The following is a 5559-nucleotide window of genomic DNA, read 5'->3' as shown; positions in this document are numbered from 1 at the left end:
AGGCGGCGGCCGCTCCGAGGCGGACGGCCAGGTCCACGGTGAGCGTCCGATTGGCGAGTCCGCGAACCCCGTCGGTGCCGAACAGTCGGGTCATGGTGCGTGATCCTCCGGGGTAGTGGGACCGCCACCGCACTGGGGGTGGGTGTTCCGGACCGGGTAAGGATAGCCCCGGCCGTGAGGTCCCTTGGAAAACGAGCCAGAGCAGGCCCCCGCGATCGCGGGCGCCTGCTCTGGGGTGTCGAGCGCGGAGATCAGCGCTTCGAGTACTGCGGGGCCTTACGGGCCTTCTTGAGGCCGGCCTTCTTGCGCTCGACGGCGCGGGCGTCCCGGGTGAGGAAGCCGGCCTTCTTGAGCGCCGGGCGGTCGTCCGGCGCGTACTGGATCAGCGCGCGGGCGATGGCCAGACGCAGCGCGCCGGCCTGTCCGGAGGGGCCACCACCGTGGAGCAGCGCCACGATGTCGAACTGCTCCTCGCGCTCGACCAGGACGAGCGGCGACTTGACGAGCTGCTGGTGCACCTTGTTCGGGAAGTACTCCTCGAGGGTGCGACCGTTGAGGGTGAACTGGCCGGAGCCGGGCATGAGGCGGACGCGGGCGACGGCCTCCTTGCGACGGCCGACCGCCTGCGTCGGACCGGAGGAGACGACCGGGGCCAGCTGGGTCTCGGCGTCGGCCACGTAGTCGGTACCGCCGGCGTAGTCGGCCTCGCTGTAGTCCTCGGCGACCTCGGCGGCGAGTTCCGCCACCGTGTCATCGGCGAGCTCGGCCTCGGGGGTGATGTTCTCGTCGGTCACTGGGCCACCTGCTTGATCTCGTAGGGCACGGGCTGCTGGGCGGCGTGCGGATGCTCGGGGCCCGCGTACACCTTCAGCTTGGAGGCGACGGCACGACCGAGCTTGTTGCTCGGGAGCATGCCCTTGACGGCCTTCTCGACGACGCGGTCGGGGCGCGTGTCCATGGCCTTGCCGAGGGACTGCGACTTGAGCCCGCCCGGGAAACCGGAGTGACGGTGGTGCATGACGCGCTCGCGCTTGTTGGACGAGATCGCGACCTTGTCGGCGTTGATGATGATGACGAAGTCGCCGGTGTCGGCGTTCGGGGCGAACTGCGGCTTGTGCTTGCCACGGAGGATGTTGGCGACCTGCACGGCGAGTCGACCGAGAACCACATCAGTGGCGTCGATGACGTACCAGGCGCGCGTCACGTCCCCGGGCTTGGGGGTGTACGTGGACACAGGCAATACCTCTGTCTGTCTAGTGGGGCTGCCGGCCTGTCGGACGCCCACCCCCTCGCGCGGCGGCCGGTGGTGACCCGCGGAGGCGGTCCGTCGATCCCGGGATACGGGGACGACACGGACGCCAGCGGCCAAGCCTACCGCCCGGCTGTCGACACTCCAACTCGCCGATCACGGGACCGGCGCGGATCAGTTAGACTCTCCCCCGGTTCCCGCCCTCGTAGCTCAGTGGATAGAGCACGGCTCTCCTAAAGCCGGTGTCGGAGGTTCGATTCCTCTCGAGGGCACCACGGCGCGCGTCCGACCATCCGACGCCCGCCCCACCACCGCGGATGCCGCACGACGCCTCTCGGCCAGACCTGACGGGACCACTGACGCCGTTGACAGCAATACATGCACGTATGACAATCTGTGCATGCCATGGACGAGTGCCGACCCGCGAGCGATCCGGCGACTCCCGTGACATCCGCCAGCCATGCCCGGCGGCGACACGCCGGCGACGACCAGGAGCGACACCGATGACCGTGACCGACCACCCCAACGCCGAGCCCCACTCGCACACCCACGGACCCGGCTGCGGTCACGAGGCCGTGGTCCACGAGGATCACGTCGACTACCTGCACGACGGTCACCTGCACCGCGAGCACGACGGCCACTACGACGAGTGCACCACCTGCTCGTGTGACAACTGCACCGACAGTTGCGCGGTGTGCACCTGTACCGACTGCACCTGCGAGACCTGTAACCACAACGTGTGCTCGTGCGACAACTGCGGGGAGCGCCACGAGTGCGCGAACTGCGTGTGCGACGACTGCTCCTGCCCGACCTGCAGGCACGCGGCCTGAGTCACGGGTAGGCCGCCCGACCGGCCGGACGCACCCGAGCCCGCTGATGGATCATCAGCGGGCTCGGGTGCGTCACGGGGATCAGCGTCGCAGGGTCGCGGCGAACGCCCCTGTCAACGCGAGGATCGGCAGGCCGATGAACAGATGGACTATCGCCGCGGCCAACCCGTCGAGGAACGGCACCGTCACCAGCAGCGGGAGCGCCACCGCCGCGATGATCAGCAATCCCACGGTCCACGAGAAGAACTGCTGCGGGTTCGCCGTACCCACCAGCAGCAGGTACCAGAGGAGCCCGGCCAGGATCGCGGCCACCGCCCCGTAGACCGCGTACATGGTGGGGGTGTTGCCGCCGTTCGCCCACTGGTGGCCGAAGCGGCCGAACGCCGCCTCCACCACCCAGGCGATCAGCCACCCGGCGATCGCCGCCACGAGTGCCGTGGCCGCGACGCTGCCGAGGAACTTGCCCACGTCGATCGCGGGACCGCGGGGTTCACGGCGCTCCTGATAAGCGGCCTCGTTCGAGTAGGGCTCGTCGTACCCTGGGTCTCCGCCCATCTGCGAATACGCGCGCGAGTCGGGTTGCCCCATGCGCCGCGTCTGGTCGTCCTGTCCGGGATACATCTGTTCTGACCGCCTCCGAATCGGTGTGGTGGTCACCGAGGGTAGTCCCTTTGTCCACCGACTTCCCGTCGGTCGGGGTTCGACCCCCGGGGCGCACCGGGACGACGACGCGACCCGCCCGACCGCGTCTCGCGGTCGGGCGGGTCGGGATCGGTTCCGCCCGGGTGGGCCGGGTCAGTGGTTGATGGTCTTCTCCACACCGACGCCGGTGAGGGAGCGGACCTCCATCTCCACCCGCTTCTGCGGGAACTCGTCCTTCTTCCCGAGGAACGTGCCGATGATGCCGAGCAGGAACGCCAGCGGAATCGACACGATGCCCGGGTTGGACAGGGGGAACAGCGAGAAGTCGACACTGGTGATCATCGACTTCGGGCCACCCGAGACCGCGGGCGAGAGCGCGATCAGCACGAGTGTGCTGATCAGGCCGCCGTACATGGAGAACAGCGCACCGGTGGTGTTGAAGCGCTTCCAGAACAGCGAGTAGAGGATGGTCGGCAGGTTCGCCGACGCCGCGATGGCGAAGGCGAGGGCGACGAGGAACGCGATGTTCTGCCCCATGGCGCCGATGCCCATGATGATGGACGCGACACCGATCACCACGACGGTGATCCGGGACACGCGCAGCTGGGCCTTCTCCGTGGCCTTGCCGTGCTTGATCACACCGTTGTAGATGTCGTGGGCGAACGACGCCGAGGCGGTGATCGCCAATCCCGCGACCACCGCGAGGATCGTCGCGAAGGCGACCGCAGAGATGATGCCGAGGAATATCTCCCCTCCGAGCGCGAAGGCCAACAGCGGGGCCGCCGAGTTCACGCCACCCGGCGCCGCCTCGATGACGTCCGATCCCACCATTGCCGCGGCACCGAAGCCGAGGACCAGGGTGAACAGGTAGAAGGACCCGATGAGCGCGATCGCCCAGGTGACCGAGCGACGGGCCTCCTTGGCGGTGGGGACCGTGTAGAAGCGCATCAGCACGTGGGGCAGGCCGGCGGTGCCGAAGACCAGGGCGATCGACAGGGAGATGAAGTCGAGCTTGCTGGTCTCGGTGGCGCCGTACTGCAGACCCGGGCTGAGGAGGTCCTTACCCGAGTTGGCGACGGCCTCGCCGAGGAGTGCCGAGAAGTTGCCCCGCGCCGCCACCAGGACGAACAGGCACATGATCAGCACGCCACCCACGAGCAGCACGGCCTTGACCATCTGCACGTACGTGGTGCCCTTCATGCCACCGACCAGCACGTAGACGATCATCAGGATCCCGACGGCCGCGACGACGATCGCCTGGCCGGTGGAATCGTTGATGTTGAGCAGCAGGGCGACCAGACCGCCGGCGCCCGCCATCTGGGCGATGAGGTAGAACAGGCAGACCGCGAGAGTCGCCAGGGCGGCGGCCATGCGGACGGGCCGCTGGTTGAGACGGAAGCTCAGCACGTCGGCCATGGTGAACCGACCGGTGTTCCGCATCAGCTCGGCGACGAGCATCAGCGCCACCAGCCACGCCACCAGGAAGCCGATGGAGTAGAGGAAGCCGTCGTAACCGTTGATGGCGATGGCACCGGCGATGCCCAGGAACGAGGCCGCCGAGAGGTAGTCGCCGGCGATCGCGAACCCGTTCTGCGGCCCCGTGAAGGTGGAGCCACCGGTGTAGAAGTCCTTGGTCGACTTGGTCGACTTGGACGCCCGCAGCACCAGCGTCATGGTGACGACGATGAAGATGCCGAACACGACCATGTTGAGCAGAGTGGAGCCGACCTGCTCCCCCGGGGTGAGCTCACGGATGTTGATCAGCCAGTCGCCCATCAGGCCACCTCACCTTCCAGCTCGTGGCGGATCGCTTCCGCGCGGGGGTCGATCACCCGGTTGGCGAACCGGATGTACAGGAACGTGATGAGGAACGTGGTGACGAACTGCGCCAGACCGATGATCAGCCCCCAGGTGATGTTCCCGAAGACCCTGGTCGCCATGAAGTCGGTCGCGTAGACCGCCAGTAGCACGTACAGGAAGTACCAGACGAGGAAGGCGATCGTCATGGGGAAGACGAAGGCCCTGAACTTGCTGCGCAACTCCTGGAATTCCGGGCTGGAGTGCATCGCCTCGAAGTCAGCCGCTTCCGGGCTACGTCGTGACGATCCTCCCACCGGGGGATCAGCTGGTTGGGACACGGAGGTCCTCCGTTTCAGTTCTCTCGAGCCACACCTCTGTAGTGATGCGCCTCACAGACTAGGACTGGAGAAGTGTGACACGGGACACAAGGGTTTGCCGAGGCCAATCCGCCCCGGGGGGCCGACGGAGGCAAACGCGGTGGTGACACCACCCCTATCGGGGGGCGGAGCCACCTCATCCGGGGGGGGTCGGCGCCGGCGTCGGGGTCAGGCACCGCCCCGTCGACCGACGGCGTCGGCGAACACCCGGACGATCTCGTCGGTCGTCTGCGCGACATGACTGCTCCCCCCGGTCACCCGGGCGATCTCGGCCAGGGTCTCCGGGTCGGCGTCGTCGAGCAGGCCGACGGTCACCACGATCACCGGCTCGGACGGGTCGACCATGCCCCGGAGTGCGAGGAGGAAGTCGTCCCGGGTCAGCTCCGACACCGTGTCGTCGGCCCCGTCGGAGATCACGATGATCGAGTTGATCATGTCGGGGTCGTAGCCCGACCGGACCGCCGCGTAGGCGTCGAGCACGGTCCGGTGGAGATCCGTCCCCCCGCCGACCAGCCCGGGGAGCGACGCCAGGGCGCCGGCAAGCGAATCGCGGTGGCTCCCCTCGGGGGTGGGGGCGTCGAGGCGGGTGAGCGGGGCTACCTCGCGGTACGGGCGCCCGTCCAGACCCGCGTCCCCACCGAAGGCCCACAGGCCGAGGGCG

6 protein-coding genes, 1 tRNA gene and 1 pseudogene are annotated in these 5559 nt (G+C 68.2%); 2 read left to right on the top strand and 6 right to left on the bottom strand.

The genetic code is table 11. The features are described from left to right. Positions 1 to 251 precede the first annotated feature (251 nt). On the bottom strand, positions 252 to 677 hold the full coding sequence (gene rpsI, locus G6022_RS09975) for a 30S ribosomal protein S9 (protein WP_259847906.1): 426 nt from the start codon (positions 675 to 677) through the stop codon (positions 252 to 254). Between the two features lie 113 nt (positions 678 to 790). Then, entirely contained in the window at positions 791 to 1234 is a 444-nt protein-coding gene (gene rplM / locus G6022_RS09970; protein ID WP_107748654.1) for a 50S ribosomal protein L13, read from the bottom strand. 214 nt (positions 1235 to 1448) lie between these two features. On the opposite strand from rplM, the gene G6022_RS09965 reads away from it, so the two are divergent. After that, a tRNA-Arg gene (locus tag G6022_RS09965) sits at positions 1449 to 1524 on the top strand. Between the two features lie 228 nt (positions 1525 to 1752). Beyond that, positions 1753 to 2079: a hypothetical protein gene (locus G6022_RS09960; protein ID WP_179524678.1), complete on the top strand. Its 327-nt coding sequence runs from the start codon at positions 1753 to 1755 to the stop codon at positions 2077 to 2079. A gap of 81 nt (positions 2080 to 2160) precedes the next feature. Here the strand turns inward: G6022_RS09960 and G6022_RS09955 are convergent, their stop codons facing one another. The 4 genes and pseudogenes from G6022_RS09955 to G6022_RS09940 all read right to left on the bottom strand — a co-directional run. After that, positions 2161 to 2634: a hypothetical protein gene (locus tag G6022_RS09955; protein ID WP_241730590.1), complete on the bottom strand. Its 474-nt coding sequence runs from the start codon at positions 2632 to 2634 to the stop codon at positions 2161 to 2163. Between the two features lie 240 nt (positions 2635 to 2874). Next, a complete protein-coding gene (locus G6022_RS09950) occupies positions 2875 to 4497 on the bottom strand; it encodes a cation acetate symporter (protein ID WP_179524676.1) in 1623 nt (540 codons plus the stop codon). After that, a complete protein-coding gene (locus G6022_RS09945) occupies positions 4497 to 4787 on the bottom strand; it encodes a DUF485 domain-containing protein (protein ID WP_179524675.1) in 291 nt (96 codons plus the stop codon). The genes G6022_RS09950 and G6022_RS09945 overlap by 1 nt, the downstream gene beginning before the upstream one ends. 279 nt (positions 4788 to 5066) lie before the next feature. Beyond that, a pseudogene (locus G6022_RS09940) lies at positions 5067 to 5559 on the bottom strand (hypothetical protein); the annotation flags it as partial.

This window comes from Dietzia sp. Cai40 (assembly GCF_014145165.1).
Lineage (GTDB): Bacteria > Actinomycetota > Actinomycetes > Mycobacteriales > Mycobacteriaceae > Dietzia > Dietzia natronolimnaea.
The sequence above is the reverse complement of the archived record's forward strand: the minus strand, read 5'-3'. Positions and strand labels throughout refer to the sequence as shown.